Raw genomic sequence first — 236 nt, 5'->3', positions numbered from 1 at the left:
ATCGCCACCGGCATCCCAATTTCCAGTTTCTTCATGATCTTGTCCCCAGTTTAGTCCACGCTGGGCGTCGCGTAGCTCAGGTACGCGGCAGGAACCGTGATACGCGGTGCCGCCTCACCCTCGTCGAGTGCCACGCGAATCCACGTGATGCCGGCCTCGTGGTACCCGTATTCAACGGTACCCTCGATATGGTATTGCTGGCCGAGAATACGCAGATCGTTTTCGTGGGCCTCGGC

General features: G+C 59.3%; 1 protein-coding gene. It reads right to left on the bottom strand.

The window, feature by feature from the left end:
• Positions 1-50: 50 nt before the first annotated feature.
• A partial coding sequence (locus tag AC1RPN_RS09220; RefSeq protein WP_429608788.1) for a hypothetical protein occupies positions 51-236 on the bottom strand: 186 nt, incomplete at its 5' end.

This window comes from Dellaglioa sp. CoH-57-MRSF-20, from assembly GCF_056781955.1.
This window is presented reverse-complemented; position numbering and strand designations above follow the sequence as displayed.